This is a genomic window from Phenylobacterium sp., from assembly GCF_031425575.1.
In the GTDB taxonomy this organism is placed as follows: domain Bacteria; phylum Pseudomonadota; class Alphaproteobacteria; order Caulobacterales; family Caulobacteraceae; genus Phenylobacterium.
The window spans coordinates 1-15,497 of the sequence record NZ_JANPJP010000147.1 but is presented as its reverse complement, the minus strand read 5'-3'; the positions used below and the strand labels follow the sequence as shown (position 1 = coordinate 15,497).

Below are 15,497 nucleotides of genomic sequence, written 5' to 3'. Positions count from 1 at the left end.
CGCCCGGCCGGCCAGCATCAGGCCGGCGCGGACCGCCTGGGTCACGCTGGTCTTGCCCACCGACCCGGTGACCGCGCCGCGGCGCACCTGGGGCGCGCGAACTCGGGCGGCTTCTCCCAGTCTTTCCAGGGCCTTGAAGGTGTCTTCCACCAGGACGTGAGGGCCGTCCACCGCCTGGCTGACCAGGGACCCGGCGGCGCCCTTGGCGAGCGCAGGCGCCACGAACTCATGGCCGTCACGCACACCCGCGAGGGCCACGAACAGGTCGCCGGCCTCGATGGAGCGGGTGTCGATGGAGACGCCAAGGGCGGTGAAGTCGCTGACCACCGTGCCGCCCGTCGCCTGGGCGATCTCGTCTGCGGTCCAGAGGCTCATGGCTCGCCTCGCAGGGCTTGCTCGGTCTCGACCACGTCGTCGAAGTGATGCACGACCCCGGCGACGATCTGCCAGTCCTCGTGGCCCTTGCCGGCCACCACCAGCACGTCGCCGGCCTCGAGCAGCGCCACGGCGGCGCGGATCGCCGCGCGGCGGCCGCCGATGTCCTGCATGCCGGTCGTGCCCGCCGAGACCTCGGCGCGGATGGCCGCCGGGTCTTCGCTGCGCGGGTTGTCGTCGGTGACGATGGCGACGTCGGCGTGTTTCGCCGCGATGCCGCCCATCAGGGGACGTTTGGTGCGGTCACGGTCGCCTCCCGCCCCGAACACCACGATCAGCTTGCCTTCGACATGGGGGCGCAGGGCCTTCAGCACCGTCTCCAGCCCGTCGGGCGTATGGGCGTAGTCCACATAGGCGACGCCGCCCTTGGGGCCGGTCCCGATCAGCTGCAGCCGGCCCGGGGCGCCCTCCAGGGTCTCCAGGGCCTTCATGACGCCGGCGACCGGTTCCCCGGCCGCGATGCACAGGCCCGCCGCCACCAGGGCGTTGGAAGCCTGGTAGCCCCCCACCAGGGGCAGGTTGACCTCATAGGTCTGGCCGTGGGCCAGGATGGTCAGGCGCTGGCCTTCCGGGGTCGGGGTCCGGGACACCAGGGTCAGGCCCTGGCCCGTCTCCCCGACCGACACCACGCTCTGGCCGTTGGTGACGGCGGCGGCGGCGAAGGCGTCATAGGCCTCGGAGTCGGCGTTCAGCACGGCGGTCCCGCCGCGCGGCAGCAGGTCGGTGAACAGCCGCAGCTTGGCGTCGCGGTAGGCGTCCATGGTCAGGTGATAGTCGAGATGGTCCTGGGTCAGGTTCAGGAAGCCGGCGGCCTGGATCCGCGCGCCGTCCAGGCGGCGCTGGTCGACGCCGTGGGACGAGGCTTCCAGCGCCAGGTGGGTCACGCCCATCTCCACCAGCTTGCTCATCAGTTCGGCGACGTCGCCGGCGTCCGGCGTCGTCAGGCCAGGCGGCGTCAGCTGCGCCTCGAACCCGCCGGGGCCGGTGGCGTAGACCCCCAGGGTGCCCATGCTGGCGGCGCGATGGCCGCAGGCGTTGAAGATCTGGCGGCAGAAGGCGGCCACCGAGGTCTTGCCATTGGTGCCGGTCACCGCCACGACGGTGGCGGGTTGCACCTTCCAGAAGGCGGCGGCCGCGAGCGCATAGGCGCGGCGCGGATCGGGCGTCACCACGAAGGGGACCTCGGCGCCTGGCGCCTGGGCGGTGGCGATCACGGCGGCGGCGCCGGCGGCGACGGCGCTCGGCACGAAGGCCAGGCCATCGGCCTGGCTTCCCGGCAGGGCGGCGAACAGGAAGCCTGGCTTCACCTTGCGGCTGTCGGCGGTTACGCCCTCGATCAGCGGATCGATGGCCAGGTCTCGCGCCACCAGTTGGGAGAGACGCACGCCCATCAATGTTCGCTCTCGATGGGCACGACGGCGTTGTCTGGGGTCGCGGGCACCAGGTCGGCGCGGCGGGCGACGCCGAGGAACGGCGCGACGCGGTCGATCACCCGGCCGGCCGGCGGAGCGGCGGTCCAGCCGCCGGTGGCGAAGCCGAAGGTCTCGGCCGTGCCCTTGGGCTCGTCCATCAGGATCAGCACGAAATATCGGTCGGCCTCCAGCGGCCCGTCGGCCGGGAAGACGGCGGCGAAGGAGGAGACCAGGATGTTGTTGGAGTAGCGCCCGCCGACGATCTTGTTGGCCGAGCCGGTCTTGCCGCCCACCCGCAGGCCCGGCGCATTGGCCTTGCCGCCGGTGCCGCGCACGACGTTGACCCGCATCAGGTCCAGCAGGGCGCGAGAGGTCTCCTCGGAGACCGCCCGAGTTCCCTCGGGCCGCGCGCCGGGCTTCATCGGCTTGATGGTCAGGGGCACATAGGTGCCGCCGTTGAGGATCGCCCCCATGCCGGCGGCCACCGCCAGGGGGGAGACCGAGATCGCGTGGCCGAAGGAGGTGGAGGCGACGTCATTCTCGTTCCAGCGGCGCGGCACGATCGGCCTGGCGCTTTCGGAGAGCTCCACCGGCGTCGCCCGCGTCAGGCCGAAGGCCTTGAAATACTTCTGAACGGTGGGCGCGCCCGCCTGCAGGGCGAGCTTGGTGGTGCCGATGTTCGACGAGTGCACGAAGATGTCGGCCACCGACATGATCTTGTTCTCGGGGTGGTAGTCGTGGATCGTCTGGCCGCCGATCTTCACCGGCTGGCGGGCGTCGAAGGTCGAGGCCAGGGTCGCCGTGCCGGAGTCCAACCCCATGGCCACGGTGAAGACCTTGAAGGTCGAGCCCATCTCATAGACGGACGCGGCGGCGTGGTTGATCAGTTGCTCAGGCGTCGCCTTGCCCGCCGCGTTGGGGTCGAAGGTCGGGTAGGAGGCGATGCCGAGGATTTCGCCGGTGTGCACATTGGTGATGATGCCCACCGCATCCTTGGCCTGGTGCGCCACGGCGGTCTTGTAGAGCTCGTCCTCAAGGGCCGCCTGGACCCGCAGGTCGATGGAAAGCGCGGTGGCGCCGCGTTGCGCCGCGCCGCGCCGGATCTCGTCGTTGAGCGCCAGTTCCGCGCCGGAAAGCCCCTCCCCGCCGGTATCGGCGAAACCGATCAGGTGGGCGGCGGTGGACCCCAGCGGATAGACCCGGCGCTGCTCGGGTTCGAAGGTGACGCCCGGCAGGCCCAGCTGATGGATACGGTTGCGGACCTCGGGGGTCAGGCCGCCCATCAGGAAGCTGCGGCGTTCCCCGCGCAGGGCCCGCTCCAGCCGCGCGGGCGACAGGCCCGGCATCGCCAGACGCAGGGCGGCGCGGATCTCGTTGGCGTCCCAGATTTCACGCGGGTCCACATAGAGCCCGTAGTGCAGCAGGTCGGCGGCCAGCATGGCGCCGTTGCGATCGGTGAGGTCGGCGCGGGCCGCACCGACTGGGGCGGTCAGGCCGTTGCCCTGCCCCGCGCCCGAGAATAGCGCCATGCGAGTGGCGCCCACGCCCAGGGTCACGAAGCTCGCCGCGAACATGGCAGCCACGAAGAAGATGCGGATGCGGGTGTCGTCCTCGGCCTTTCCGGCCGCCCGGGCGCGCTCGAAGGCATGCTCCAGGCCCCAGAGACGCGCCTTCAGCCAGCCCCAGCCGGGCGCGGCGAAGTTGGGGTGGGCCAGGCTCAAGACTTCGGTTCCCGGCGGGCGATCTGCGCCAGGGCGTCGGGGGTGACCTCCCGGGTGGCTGCGATCGGAGCGAGGCCCAGATATCCGGTGGAGAGCTGCCCGATACGGTTGGGCTGCTCCAGGTGGCTGACCTCGGCCTTGAGCAGGCGGATGCGGTCGTGCTCGGCGGCGATCTGCCGCTCCACCAGGGCGATCTCGGTCCGCTCGCGGCCGGCGATGGTCTTGGCGAGATAGACCGACATCACCAGGGCGATCAGCAGCCCCAGGGCGACGACATCGACAAGGCGGAAGCCCCGGACGCGGCGATCGAGCAGGCTCATGCGGCCTCACTCCAGACCGGCGCCGACGTGCGGATCGCGGCGCGAAGCTTGGCCGAACGGGCGCGGGGATTTGCGGCGGTCTCGGCGTCGGAGGGCGCGTGGGCGCCCTTGAAGATCAGATCGAAGCTCGGCGGCGCGCCGACCTGAGCCGGCGGCAGGTGGCGCGAGCCGGCGGGCGTCTGTCCGGCGCGGGGCGTAAAGAAGGACTTCACGATCCGGTCTTCGAGGGAGTGGAAGGTCACCACCGCCAGCCGACCGCCGGGCTTCAGCACCCGCTCGGCGGAGGCGAGACCCGCCTCCAGTTCGGACAGCTCGTCGTTCACCGCGATGCGCAGGCCCTGAAATGTGCGGGTGGCGGGATGCACCTTGGCGCCGCGGCGTCCGCCCAGGACGCGCTCGACGAAGTCGGCGAACTCCAGGGTCCGCTCAAAGGGCTGCTCCTCGCGGCGCCGCGCGATGGCGCCGGCGATGCGGCGGGCCTTCTTCTCTTCGCCGTAGACCCAGAAGATCCGCGACAGTTCGGCAGGCTCGGCGGTGTTGATCAGCTCGGCGGCGGTCGGGCCCTGCGCGCCCATGCGCATGTCCAGCGGCCCATCACGCATGAAGGAAAAGCCGCGATCGGCCTCGTCCAGTTGCATGGAGGAGACGCCGAGGTCGAGCGCCACGCCGTCGACGGCGCCCTCCCCTAGGCGCTCGTCCATTTCCGAGAAGCAGGCCTCGATCAGCTGGAACCTGTCGCCCAGGCCCTCGGCGAACCGGCGGGCGGTGGGATCGCGGTCGAAGGCGATGACCTCCGCGCCGGTGGCCAGCAGCGCGCGCGAATAGCCGCCGGCCCCGAAGGTGCCGTCCACGATCTTCTGGCCGGGACCGGGCGCCAGGGCCTCGATCACCTCGGCCATCAGAACGGGGATGTGAGGGGCGCTCAAGCGCCGACCCCGGCGCGGGCGGTGCGCTGGGCGGCGCGCAGGGCGGCCAGGCCCTCACGGGCGACCTCGCGCTGGGCGGCGCGGTGGGCCTGGAACGCCTCGCGCTCCCAGATCTGGAACCGGTCGCCGAGCCCGACCACCACGACCCAGTCGCTCAGGCCGAACATGTCGCAGAGACCTTCCGGCAGGGTCACGCGGCCCGCGGGGTCGAAGCTCATCTTGGCCATGCCGCCAAGGATCGAGGTCTCCAGGGCCGAGCGCAGAGGGTCGCCAAAGTCCATCTCGTCGATGACGCTCAGGTAGCGGTCCAGCAGCGTCTTTCCCCCACCCTCGATGCAGTCGGCCTCGATGGAGGGAAAGCAGATGATTCCGTCGAAGGGACCAGAGGCGAGAGCGCGGAATTCCTGCGGCACAACGATGCGCCGCTTTGCGTCCAGCTGCTTCTCGAACGTCGAGACGAACATCCCGCCGCGCCCCAGTTGCCCCGGCCCCCGCTCGGACCGTCCTCGTTCCACCTGGCGCGACCGCAAATCACACGGCCGCAATCCTCAGCAGACAAGAACTGGGTTAACACGGGCTCAATTGGGCGACAATGCCTCTGAATGACTATTTAGCGTGGATTCAAAGATGTCGCACAGGATTATGGTTAACGCGCGTAAACACTCCACAGAACATACAGAGAACTGGTTAAATATAGCGACGGAACGTCGCATAGGTTGTGGATAGATAGAGTCACGCGCTGCAGGTGCGCCAGCCGCCTTGCTCAAGTTGTCACAACTACAAGGAATGATGGACCAGACGGCCTGTAAGCCGGGTTCTGTGCCGCCCGCGAACGGGCATTGGCGATCATTCCTCTGGACCGTCCATCGCTGGACGGTTCTCGCGACCTACCCGGGTGTCTCGGGCCTACGACAGCCCTACCGGCGAACCGGCGCGACACCCCTATTCGGTCTTGCTCCTGGCGGGGCTTGCCATGCCGTCCCCATTGCTGGGTCCGCGGTGCGCTCTTACCGCACCCTTTCACCCTTACCGGCGCCGAAACGCCGGCGGTCTGCTCTCTGTGGCGCTATCCCTAGGGTCACCCCCGGTGGGCGTTACCCACCGCCATGTCGTCGTGGAGCCCGGACTTTCCTCGCCTGCTTGCGCAGGCGCGACCGCCCAGCCATCTGGTCCGCGCGCTTGATGGGCCGGGACGCGAGCGCCGTCAATCGGCCAGGCGGCCGTAGACCAGTTGATCCCAATAGCGCCCCTTCCAGTGGGCGTGGTCGCGCAGGGCGCCTTCCAGGGAAAAACCGTGCCGCTCCAGGAGGGCGCATGAGCGCGCATTGCCGAGCGTCACCATGGCCTCGATGCGCCGCAGGGAGAGATCATGGAAGCCGAACGAGAGCACGTGCGGCAGGATCTGGCTCATCACGCCCCGGCCCCATTCCGCGCGGCGCAGGTCGTAGGCCACCTCCCCGCGGCGAGCCCGGTCGAAGATCAGGTTGTTGAAGCCCACCGTGCCGATCAGGTCGGGCGCGCCAGCCCGCCGGATCGTCCAGCGCACCCCACCGTCGCCGGCCGCCAGTTCCGTGCCCCAGTCGATGATCTCATGGGCCTCGGCGACAGTGGCGAGCGGGGATATGTCCATGTATTCCGCCACCAAAGGGTCACGGAACAACTCAAACAGCCCGTCGGCGTCGTCGCGTTGCAGGGGGGCCAGCGTGTATTCGCCGACTTCCAGGACGCAACTGGCGAGCTCCAGGCTCATCCCAGGTCCTGCATGCGCCGCCCGATGGGGTGATCGGCCAGCGCGGCTATGACCCCGGCCCGGTCGGCGGCGGTCTTGTTCTGCGACAGCTTGGTCACGCCCTCGAACCGCTCGACCGTCATGCGCGCGCCGACGATGCCGCGCAGCATGGTTTCGAACTTGCCGGGGCTCATCTTGTCCCGGGTCCAGGGTTTCTTCGGCAGCAGGCGCGCCTCCTCCAGGGCCGAGAGGTCGTCCAGCAGGGCGATCAGGTCGGCCTCGGCCAGGGCCGCGACCGGGCCCTCCACCTCGACGGAGACGTAGTTCCAGGTGGGCACGCTGTCGCGATTCTCGTACCAGTCGGGGCTGACATAGGCCTCGGTCGCCAGGCTCACGGCCACGGCGTGGAAGCCGCCCGCCAGGGCCGGAGCCAGGGCGTTGCCCCGCGACAGGTGGAAGTCGAGCACGAGGCCCTCCCCCATCCGCCGCGCGATCACCGGCGCATGGGCGACCACGGCCCGGTCCTCGACGGACGCGGCGATCGTCGCGAACGAGAACTGGGCGAGATGGGCCAGCAGGGCAGCCTCGTCGCTCACCCGGAAAGGCAAGGCGGGATGCATCAGGCCGCGCCCAGCCGCAGCAGGCCGATCAGCCGCGCGCGGGTCTCCCCGTCCGCAATCCCGTCCACCCTTTCCGGCCGCCAATGCCGCTGGAAGGCGGTGACCACGGCGGTGGTGTGGGCGTCGAAGGTTCCCGACGGCGCGCAATCATAGCCCAGCCGCGTGAACCCGGCCTGCAGGGCGAAGACCGCGGCGCCGGTCTCGCCTTCGCTTATCGGCTGCCCCGGCGCAGCGGCGGGTTCGGCCCACAGGCCGTGGCCGGCCTCCGCCAGCCGTTTCCAGGGGAAGAGCTCGCCAGGGTCCTGCTTGCGGTTGGGGGCGACGTCGGAATGGCCGACGATGGCGCCGTCCTCGATGGTCCAGCGGGTGCGGATCTCGGTCACCAGCTCGATCACCGCGGCGATCTGCGCCTCGGGGAACGGCCGGTAGCCGAACTCGTGGCCGGGATTGACGATCTCGACGCCCACCGAGCGGCCATTGATGTCGCGCTCGCCCTTCCAGGACGAGACGCCGGCGTGCCAGGCGCGCCGTTCCTCGGCCACCAGGGTGAAGACCCGCCCGTCCTCCTCCACCACATAGTGCGACGAGACCTTGGCCTCCGGGTCGCGCAGGCGGGCCAGGGCGGCCTCGCCGGTCTGCATGCCGGTATAGTGCAGGACGATCATGTCCGGCGGGGTCTTGCGGGCGTCGAAGTTCGGCGAAGGCGCGGGGATCGGAGTCATGCGCTCAAGGTTATTGCGAGCGATTGCGCAAGGCCACCAGCAATGCCACGGCCTGGCTGGGCCGCAGGGCGATGACCAAGACCCCGGCCAGGGCGACCGCCGTCCCGAAGGCCATGCGCAGATCGAAGACATCCTGGGTGAAGACCACCCCCATGGCGATGGTGGCCAGGGGCGTCATCAGGGTCAGGGGCGAGATGAGGTTGGCCTCATATTTCTGAATCAGGCTGTAATAGAGGGTGTGGGCCAGGACCGAGACCACCAGGCCCGAGAACAGGGCCGCGGCGACAAAGGGCCAGCCGGCGGCGACGCCCGCCTCGACCTGCCCGGGCTCCAGCCAGGCCGACAGGACGATCATGGGCACCAGGGAAGACAGCCCCACCCAGGCCTGCAGGCGCAGGGGTTTGACCCCTTCCATCTGTTTCATCATCACCGCCCCCAGCCCGCCCAGGAACGAGGCCGCGACGATGAACAGCAGGCCGGTGGAGATCTTGAACCCATGCGGATCCCACATCACCGCCAGCACGCCCGTCAGGGTCAGCAGCATGCCGACGACCCGACGGCCGGTCAGCCGCTCCCCCAGGATCAGGAAGGACAGCAGGGTGGTGATCGGCACCCCCACCTGGCTGACGATGGCCACGGCCGACGGGCTGGAGGTCTTCAGGCCGATGAACACCAGGGCGAAGGTGCCCGCCCCCATCAGAGTGCCCACTACCAGCATGCGCCAGCGCGGGCGCGGCATCGGCAACAGCCAGGGGCTGACGGCGACCAGCACGATGGCGAACCGCACGCCGGCATAGAACATCGGCGGCACACCCAGGTGGGTGACCACAAACTTCGAAACGATGTTGTTGGCCGCCCACACGACGCAGACAAAGGCGAGAAGGGCGAAGTCCCGGAGTGACATGGGCCGGGCTTAGAGCGGTTTCGTGACGCTGGGAACCGCTAGCTCCGCCGCCGGGTGAACCGCAGGGCGGTGAGCGTGTCGGAGACGCCGACCACCTTGCTGTCCGCCAGGCCGTGGGCCCTGGCCGCCGCCATCACTTCTACATCCTTCAGCGCGGCGGCCTTGCCCTTGCGCGAGACGATCCACAGCGCGCCCTTGTCGGCGAGAGCCGGGATCAGGGCGGGGATTCGATCCAGGTCCGCCAGACTGTCGGCGGCGTAGAACAGCAGATCCAGGTCTGCGAGATCGGTGACCGGCGCCGCATCGCGCGCGGCCAGTTCGCCCGCGAGCGCGTCGTCGGCCACATTCAGAACCGCCACCCTCATGCCGGGCTTCACCCCCAGCTTGTCCAGGCGGCTCCTGGGATTGAGGATGGCGTCGGCCCAGTTGGCGGCGGCCTTGTCGCCCAGCGTAAACCGCGAGCCGTCGGCCAGGACCAGGTCGCCGGCCTCGGCGCGGACGCCCCGCAGATCCTCCCCCTGAAACACCCGGCGCGCCGCGCCCCGGAACAGCAGCCGGGGCGCCTCGTATTGCAGACGTCCCGCATCCTCGCCGTCGGCGAACGTCGCGCGGACCTGAGCGTCCTTGCCCATGGCGTCCCTCCCCGTCCGAGCCAAGCTTGGCCAAGCGGACGGGAGGCTGCAAGCCTAGCTCTTGGACTTGGCGTCGCGGCTCTTGGGTTCGGGCGGCGGCCGGCCGTAGTTGCGTTTCGCCGGCGCGGACAGGTTGCCCAGGAAAGCAAAGGACAGCAGGGCGTGGTCCATCTTGGTAACGGTCATTTGGCGTCTCCTTGACCAGCTGGTCGAGCCAGAAAGAGACGCGAAGCGGCTTCCAGGGGTTTGCACCCTCCTAGTCGTCAGCGCGTCGGACGATAAGGGTCCGCCCGTCACCGCGAATTTGCAAGAAAAACATCTGTCTACGGACTATTTCAGCCTACAGATTATCGCGCAAGATATTGAAATTATTGAATTTCATGAAATCGTCCGCCACGAGATCGGGACAGCGTGTCGCAGATTAGACACACGGGAAAGGTCTCAGATTCAGCCTGAATCTCGGCTGGGGTGAATGATGTCAAATTCATTCGTACACGGCACGAATGACCGCGCGGCGGGACGCCCTCTCCCGCACGGGGAGAGGGCCCAGGTTCTAGGCCGCCTTGCCCAGGGACAGGATCTCGTAGCGGGCCAGATGGTGATCGGTGGAGCCGAAGGCCGCCTCGATCATGGTGGCGCGCTTGAAGTAGTGGCCGATGGCCATCTCGTCGGTCATGCCCATGCCGCCGTGGATCTGGATAGCGTTCTGGCCGACGAACTTGCAGGCCTTGCCGATCTGCACCTTGGCCGCCGAGGCGCCCTTGGCCCGCTCCAGGTCGCTGCCGGCCAGCATGATGTCGGCCATGTAGGTCATGGAGATCGACTGCTCGAGCTGGATGAACATGTCCACCATCCGGTGCTGCAGCACCTGGAAGCTGGAGATCGGCTGGCCGAACTGCTTGCGCTGGCGCGCGTACTCGACGGTGCCCTCGTGAAGCTGGCGCAGGACGCCGCAGGCCTCGGCGCAGGTGGCCGCAACGGCCTCGTCCATCACCTTTTCCACCAGCGGCAGGGCCTGGCCCTCGGGGCCGATCATGGCCTCCGCGCCCACGGCGACATTCTCGAAATAGACCTCCGAGGCGCGGAAGCCGTCGACGGTGGGATAGTCGCGCGTCGTCACGCCCTTGGCGTCCTTGGGCACGATGAACACCGAGACGCCCTGGGCCTCGCGCTGGCCGCCGGCGGTCCGCGCCGTCACGATCAGGTGGGTGGCGTAGGGCGCGCCGATGACGACGGCCTTGTGGCCGTTGAGCACATAGCCCGCGCCGTCCTTCTTGGCCGTGGTCTTCAGGTCGGTGACGGTGTAGCGGCCCTGGGGTTCGGCATAGGCGAAGGCGATGATGGCGTCGCCCGCGATGATCTTGCCGATCAGGTCGTCGGCGCCGGCCGGCTTGCCGTGCTTCAGGAAGCCGCCGCCGATCACCACGGTGGGCAGGTAGGGCTCGACCACCAGGGCCTTACCCAGTTCCTCCATGATGACCATGTTGTCCGTCGTGCCGCCGCCCAGGCCGCCCTGCTCTTCCGAGAAGGCGGCGCCCAGGATGCCAAGCTCATCGGCGAAGGCCTTCCAGACCTGCGGCCGCCAGCCCGGCTCGGCCTTCAGCGCCGCGCGCCGCTGATCGAAGCTGTAGTTGTCGGCTAGGTAGCTGGCGACCGTGTCGCGCAGCATCGACTGTTCTTCTGTGAAGCTGAAATCCAAGGTCGTTCCTCCTATAGCCCTCCCCCTTGCGGGGAAGGGTTGAGCCGCGGGCGTCCTACCTCGCGGCTGTCCGTGATCTGTCGCGGTCGCCCTAGAGCCCCAGCACCATCTTGGCGATGATGTTGCGCTGGATCTCGTTGGAGCCGCCGTAGATCGAGGTCTTGCGGCCGTTGAAGTAGTCGCCGGCGGTGTCGATCGAATGCAGCGGGCCGACGCCGGAGTTGTGGCCGCCCTCCCCCAGGAACGGCGCGCCGTAGTGGCCGGCGGCCTCCAGGGCCAGTTCCTGCAGACGCTGCTGGATCTCGGTGCCCTTGATCTTCAGGATCGAGCTCTCGGTCCCCGGGCCCTTGCCGCTGCTTTCGCCGGCCAGCGTGCGGAGTTCGGTGAACTCCAGCGCCGTCAGGTCGATCTCCAGCTCGGCCACCTTGCGCTTGAAGAAGGGGTCGGCCAGCAGGGCGCCGCCGGCGTCGGCCAACTCGGTCGACGCCATCTCGCGGACCCGCTCCAGGCCGCGCTTGGAGCGCGCCACCCCGGCGATGCCGGAGCGTTCGTGGGCCAGCAGCGCCTTGGCGCAGGTCCAGCCCTGGTTCTCGTGGAAGACGCGGTTCTCCACCGGCACCTTGACGTTGTCGAGGAAGACGTCGTTGACCTCGTGGCCGCCCTCCAGGGTGATGATCGGGCGCACGGTGACGCCCGGGCTCTTCATGTCGATCAGCAGGAAGCTGATGCCGGCCTGCGGCTTGGAGTCCGGATCGGTGCGCACCAGGAAGAAGCCCCAGTCAGCGTGTTGGCCGAGCGTCGTCCACGTCTTCTGGCCGTTGACGATGTAGTACTCCTTGCCGTCGTCCCCGGTCACGCGCTCGGCGCGGGTCTTCAGGGAGGCCAGGTCAGAGCCGGCGCCCGGCTCCGAATAGCCCTGGCACCACCAGATCTTGCCGTCCCGGATGTCGGGCAGGAACTTGGCCTTCTGCTCCTCGGTGCCGAAGGTGTAGATCACCGGGGCTAGCATCGCGACGCCGAAGGGCAGGATGCCCAGCGTATCGGCGCGGGCCTGCTCCTCGGACCAGATGTACTTCTGGGTGGGGGTCCATTCAGTCCCGCCCCACTCCTTGGGCCAGGACGGCGCGGCCCAGCCCTTCTTGGCCAGGATGCGGTGCCAGGAGAGGTAGTCCTCCTTGCCGAGCGTCTCGCCCCGGGCCTGCTTTTCGCGCAGCTCCTGGGGGTAACTTTGGGCGAGGAAGGCGCGGGCCTCTTCGCGGAAGGCGTTATCTTCGGGCGAGAAATCGAGGTTCATAACAAGGCTCCCTGGCGCTTCCGCTTACAGCGTATTGCGTGCGGCTGGACCATAGGCACACGCCTTCGCCTTGGGAAGATGACGTTAACGTCAGCGTAAACAAAAACGTGTTCTGTGAGGTCAATTCTTGGCGAGGTAGGCGTCCACCTGCGCCACCCTGGCGGCGATCTCGCCCGGCGCAAGGAACGACCCCGTGAAGCTGTTGCGAGCAAGCGTCGCCAATTCGTGGCGCGAGAGCCCCAGCGCCTCTGTCGTCGCGGTCCAGTTCTCGCCGATATAGCCGCCGAAATAGGCCGGGTCGTCGGAGTTGATGGTGGCCTTCAGGCCCAGGTCCAGCATCCGCTTAAGCGGGTGGTTCTTCAGGTCGTCCACCACGCAGAGCTTCAGGTTCGACAGGGGACAGACGGTCAGGGTCATGCCCTGCGCCACCAACCGCTTGACCAGCACCGGGTCCTCCAGGGACCGGTTGCCGTGGTCGATACGGTCCACTGCCAGGCCGTCCAGCGCCTCCCAGACATATTCCGGCGGCCCCTCTTCGCCGGCGTGGGCCGACAGCTTCAGGCCGCGTTCGCGCGAGGCCTTGAACACCTTGGCGAACTTGCTCGGCGGATGGCCCAGCTCCGAGGAATCCAGCCCTACGCCCACCATGCGGTCCAGATAGGGCTCGGCCTCCCGCAGGGTCTTGAAGGCGTCATCTTCGGAGAGGTGCCGCAGGTAGCTGAGGATCAGCTTGGAGGTGACCCCCAGTTCCCGCTGCGCCTGCGCCATGCCGGCCAGCAGGCCGTCGGCCGCCACGGCGAAGGGAATGCCCCGACCGGTATGGGTCTGGGGATCGAAGAAGATCTCGGCGTGCACCGTCCCGTCGGCCGCCGCCCGCCGGAAATAGGCCATGGCCAGGTCGCGGAAGTCCTCCTCGGTCTGCAGCACGCCCGCGCCCTGATAGTAGATATCCAGGAAGTCCTGCAGGTTGGAGAAGGCGTAGGCCGCGCGCACCGCCTCGACGGATTTGAACGGCAGGTCGACCCTGTTGCGCCTGGCGAACTCGAACATCTGCTCGGGCTCGAGGCTGCCCTCGATGTGCAGGTGGAGCTCGGCCTTCGGCAGGCCACGAATGAAGTCGGCGGTCGGGTGCATGATCGCAATCTCTCGGCCGCGGGGGGCGTCCGTCAAGGCAGCTTGAACTTCATCCTGATGACGATCTTGCCGTCCCGGATACGCCGGTCGCCGGGCTGGGGATGGAACCCCTTGGCGAGCTTCAGGGCGAAGGCGCCGACATTGGCCCCATGGGGAGTCTCCGACAGCACCACGCAGTCGCGCAAGCTCTGGCCCGCCGCCACCCGGCACTGGACGGTCGCCAGCCCCTGGCCGGCCATGACGCTGGTGGCGGCCGCGGCCGCGGCGATCCAGATCATCTGCGCGCTCTCCTGATTTCGGTCCTCATGAAGCGAACCTTCGCCACTTACCAGTCGTTCCCCACCTTGCGCCCGACGGCCCGGGCGCGCATCACACGGGCCCCATGCCGCGTATCATCACCTACAATGTCCACCGGTGCGTTGGCACTGACCGCCGCCTGGACGTGGGCCGCATCGCCGACGTCATCGCCAGCCTCGAGCCTGACATCGTGGCGCTGCAGGAACTGGATGTCGGGCGAATCCGCACCGGCAACGTCGACCAGGCTCACGAGATCGCCCAGCGCCTGAAGATGGCGGTCCACTTCCACCCCGCAATGAAGGTGGAGGAGGAACTCTATGGCGACGCCATCCTGACCGCCTATCCCGAGCACATGGTCCAGGTCGGCCCCCTCCCCGGCTATGGCCGAATCCCGCAGCTGGAGCCGCGGGGCGCCCTGTGGATCGCCGTGGAGATCGACGGCAAGACGGTGCAGATCATCAACACCCACCTTGGTTTGGTGCCCAGGGAGCAACAGATCCAGGCGGCCTGCCTGGCCGGGCCCGCCTGGCTTGGCCACCCCAAGTGCCAGGGCCCGACGATCCTGCTGGGCGACTTCAACGCCAGTCCGACCTCGGTGGTCTATCGCACCCTGATCGGCCGCCTGCAGGGGGCCCGCCACCTCGCGCCGCAGAAGAAGCCGACCTCCACCTTCCCCTCGGCCCTGCCGGTGGTCCGCATCGACCATGTGTTCGTCAGTGAGGAGATCCGGGTGACGGACCTCTCGGCGCCGTTCAGCCCCCTCACTCGGGCGGCCTCGGACCACCTGCCCCTGGTTATGGACTTCGAGGTTTCTTGACCGGGGCGCGCCAGTTGCGCGACTCAAACTTGCCGCCCTCGCCCAGAGCGCGGGCCTCAGCATAGAGGCGGTCGCGACGGCGGCCCGGACGCCACGAGTCGCTGACGTTCACCGGATCGCCCAAGTGATAGGCGGCCACGAACTCGCCGAAGGCGGTCATCCTCATCGCCAGGACCGGCGAGAGCCGCCCCTCGCGGTTGAGGGCGTCGATCCCGGCGATCAGGCTTCCACGTTCTTGCCGGGCCTTGGCCACCGCGTCCCCGGTATAGCCCAGGAAGTGCCCGATCGACCGATCCCGGAAGGCCGCGATGTTCAGTCGCGCCCGCTCGGTTGTCGCCTCGACGGCCAGCTCAAGCTCGGTGTCGAAACCGCCGGACCTGTTGTTGAGATTGGCCGAGCCGACGCGGGCCAGCTTGTCGTCGATGATGGTGCTCTTGGAGTGGACGATGATCTTCGTCCCCCCTGGCGTGATTGGATAGAAGGCCCGGAAGCGACCGAAGATGTCGGCTGACCGCAGCCGCCACAGCATGTTCGACCGGGCCCGGTCCATGGTGAGCTGGTCGAACCAGCTGGGACTCGCCCCCGTCGAGATCAGCACGATCTCCGGGCCGTTTGGCTCCGCCAGGCGGGTGGCCAGGGCCTCGGCGATCAGAGGTGAGGTGAAGTACTGGTTTTCCAGGTAGATGACGTCCTTGGCCGACAGGATCGAGGCGTGGGTGAGCCGCCGAATCTCTTCCACCTGGGGCTCATGGCGCCACGCCGGCATGGTTCGGGCGATACCGACCTCCATGTCCAAAAGATGGGCCGGGACGTGCGCCGGCCAGGGATCGCCCTC

General features: G+C 68.5%; 18 protein-coding genes and 1 other RNA gene. 1 reads left to right on the top strand and 18 read right to left on the bottom strand.

Annotated elements, in window-relative coordinates; translation table 11 throughout:
* From RMO97_RS08640 to RMO97_RS08560, 17 genes are all read right to left on the bottom strand, one after another.
* A partial coding sequence (locus RMO97_RS08640) for a Mur ligase domain-containing protein (protein ID WP_310540357.1) occupies nt 1–375 on the bottom strand: 375 nt, incomplete at its 3' end.
* Entirely contained in the window at nt 372–1,826 is a 1,455-nt protein-coding gene (locus RMO97_RS08635; RefSeq protein WP_310540355.1) for a UDP-N-acetylmuramoyl-L-alanyl-D-glutamate--2,6-diaminopimelate ligase, read from the bottom strand. The genes RMO97_RS08640 and RMO97_RS08635, both read right to left, overlap by 4 nt.
* A complete protein-coding gene (locus tag RMO97_RS08630) occupies nt 1,826–3,568 on the bottom strand; it encodes a penicillin-binding protein 2 (protein WP_310540354.1) in 1,743 nt (580 codons plus the stop codon). Before RMO97_RS08630 ends, RMO97_RS08635 begins: the two co-directional genes overlap by 1 nt.
* A complete protein-coding gene (locus RMO97_RS08625; RefSeq protein WP_310540353.1) occupies nt 3,565–3,888 on the bottom strand; it encodes a cell division protein in 324 nt (107 codons plus the stop codon). The genes RMO97_RS08630 and RMO97_RS08625 overlap by 4 nt, the downstream gene beginning before the upstream one ends.
* Nucleotides 3,885–4,814, bottom strand: a complete 930-nt coding sequence (rsmH, locus tag RMO97_RS08620; RefSeq protein WP_310540352.1) for a 16S rRNA (cytosine(1402)-N(4))-methyltransferase RsmH — start codon at nt 4,812–4,814, stop codon at nt 3,885–3,887. The genes RMO97_RS08625 and rsmH overlap by 4 nt, the downstream gene beginning before the upstream one ends.
* Complete coding sequence (locus RMO97_RS08615) at nt 4,811–5,278, bottom strand: division/cell wall cluster transcriptional repressor MraZ (protein WP_310540351.1); 468 nt, start codon at nt 5,276–5,278, stop codon at nt 4,811–4,813. Before RMO97_RS08615 ends, rsmH begins: the two co-directional genes overlap by 4 nt.
* Nucleotides 5,279–5,604: 326 nt before the next feature.
* An RNA gene (gene rnpB / locus RMO97_RS08610) (RNase P RNA component class A) lies at nt 5,605–5,984 on the bottom strand.
* A gap of 34 nt (nt 5,985–6,018) precedes the next feature.
* The gene (locus RMO97_RS08605) at nt 6,019–6,564 is read right to left on the bottom strand and encodes a GNAT family protein (protein ID WP_310540349.1); all 546 of its coding nucleotides are present in this window, start codon (nt 6,562–6,564) and stop codon (nt 6,019–6,021) included.
* The gene (locus RMO97_RS08600) at nt 6,561–7,163 is read right to left on the bottom strand and encodes an FMN-binding negative transcriptional regulator (protein WP_310540348.1); all 603 of its coding nucleotides are present in this window, start codon (nt 7,161–7,163) and stop codon (nt 6,561–6,563) included. Before RMO97_RS08600 ends, RMO97_RS08605 begins: the two co-directional genes overlap by 4 nt.
* Nucleotides 7,163–7,885, bottom strand: coding sequence for an N-acetylmuramoyl-L-alanine amidase (locus RMO97_RS08595; protein WP_310540346.1), 723 nt, complete (start codon nt 7,883–7,885; stop codon nt 7,163–7,165). The genes RMO97_RS08600 and RMO97_RS08595 overlap by 1 nt, the downstream gene beginning before the upstream one ends.
* Nucleotides 7,886–7,895: 10 nt before the next feature.
* Nucleotides 7,896–8,789: a DMT family transporter gene (locus RMO97_RS08590; protein ID WP_310540345.1), complete on the bottom strand. Its 894-nt coding sequence runs from the start codon at nt 8,787–8,789 to the stop codon at nt 7,896–7,898.
* Nucleotides 8,790–8,827: 38 nt separating this feature from the next.
* The gene (locus RMO97_RS08585; RefSeq protein ID WP_310540343.1) at nt 8,828–9,421 is read right to left on the bottom strand and encodes a DUF3052 domain-containing protein; all 594 of its coding nucleotides are present in this window, start codon (nt 9,419–9,421) and stop codon (nt 8,828–8,830) included.
* Nucleotides 9,422–9,475: 54 nt separating this feature from the next.
* Entirely contained in the window at nt 9,476–9,607 is a 132-nt protein-coding gene (locus tag RMO97_RS08580; RefSeq protein WP_310540341.1) for a hypothetical protein, read from the bottom strand.
* Nucleotides 9,608–9,974: 367 nt separating this feature from the next.
* A complete protein-coding gene (locus RMO97_RS08575) occupies nt 9,975–11,120 on the bottom strand; it encodes an acyl-CoA dehydrogenase family protein (RefSeq protein WP_310540339.1) in 1,146 nt (381 codons plus the stop codon).
* Nucleotides 11,121–11,211: 91 nt separating this feature from the next.
* Complete coding sequence (locus tag RMO97_RS08570) at nt 11,212–12,414, bottom strand: acyl-CoA dehydrogenase family protein (protein ID WP_310540337.1); 1,203 nt, start codon at nt 12,412–12,414, stop codon at nt 11,212–11,214.
* Between the two features lie 120 nt (nt 12,415–12,534).
* On the bottom strand, nt 12,535–13,548 hold the full coding sequence (locus tag RMO97_RS08565) for an adenosine deaminase (protein WP_310540336.1): 1,014 nt from the start codon (nt 13,546–13,548) through the stop codon (nt 12,535–12,537).
* Nucleotides 13,549–13,580: 32 nt separating this feature from the next.
* The gene (locus RMO97_RS08560) at nt 13,581–13,826 is read right to left on the bottom strand and encodes a hypothetical protein (protein WP_310540334.1); all 246 of its coding nucleotides are present in this window, start codon (nt 13,824–13,826) and stop codon (nt 13,581–13,583) included.
* A 104-nt stretch (nt 13,827–13,930) separates the two neighbouring features.
* Here RMO97_RS08560 and RMO97_RS08555 point away from each other — a divergent pair, with 104 nt between their 5' ends.
* Complete coding sequence (locus RMO97_RS08555; RefSeq protein ID WP_310540332.1) at nt 13,931–14,662, top strand: endonuclease/exonuclease/phosphatase family protein; 732 nt, start codon at nt 13,931–13,933, stop codon at nt 14,660–14,662.
* Here RMO97_RS08555 and RMO97_RS08550 read toward each other — a convergent pair.
* On the bottom strand, nt 14,640–15,497 hold an 858-nt coding region (locus RMO97_RS08550; RefSeq protein WP_310540331.1), incomplete at its 5' end, for a phospholipase D-like domain-containing protein. The two genes, RMO97_RS08555 and RMO97_RS08550, sit on opposite strands and share 23 nt — an antisense overlap.